Here is a 705-nt window from a genome sequence, read left to right as displayed (position 1 = left end):
AATAAATAAGAGGAAACGAAACTCAGCCAGGAATAAGAACACGCAAAACCCGGCAGTGAGTGAAAGCCAGCTCACCAGAAAAGATATCTTGCGCTATGCCACGCCAGAGGAACTCAAAGCTTCGGTCGACCACTATTTTTCACGTCAGCCTCTGCTTACGCCCCGGTTAAAAAACTGGGAAGAGGATTTGCCCGCAAATAGCGAGAAGCAGGTCATTCCGGGGCAGCTCATACAGGTCACAGAGATTAACGACATCTGGATGGAGGTTCCCCGCTATGAAAATATTATGTGGGGGGGGGCGTGGCTCGGAGTTATAGCCTCGATGGTGCCCTTTATTATGGCTATCGGTATGTCAATTGCTATGATTTCTTCACACAATTTTAACTCTTCCAATGGATATCATATATTTACAATTTGTGTATTATGGGCCTGCGTACCTCTTTTTTTATCGATGATAATACTCAATCTAAGAATGGCCTTATTTGTCCCGAGAAGCCAGCCTGTCCGGTTTAATCGTAAGCGACAGAAGATTTATATTTTTGAGCACCACCGCAAAGCCTGGAATCCCTGGGCGAAATGGCCGACTACCGTCAGGGTGTTCGACTGGGCGGATATCCACGGTGAAATTAGCCGTGAGACCGATCGCTTCGAGCAAGGGTTTCGCCTGTATGGCGCCATCTGCGAGCCCGGCACCCGGAAGGTGGC

Annotated in this window: 1 protein-coding gene; it reads left to right on the top strand. The window is 48.5% G+C overall.

Translation table 11 applies throughout. The features are described from left to right. Nucleotides 1–705, top strand: a 705-nt coding sequence (locus tag Q1A40_RS22910) for a DUF6708 domain-containing protein (protein ID WP_300006086.1), incomplete at both ends; no start/stop codon positions are given.

The sequence above is a fragment of the uncultured Cedecea sp. genome (assembly GCF_947498825.1).
Taxonomy (GTDB): Bacteria; Pseudomonadota; Gammaproteobacteria; order Enterobacterales; family Enterobacteriaceae; genus JGM124.
The sequence above is the reverse complement of the archived record's forward strand: the minus strand, read 5'-3'. Positions and strand labels throughout refer to the sequence as shown.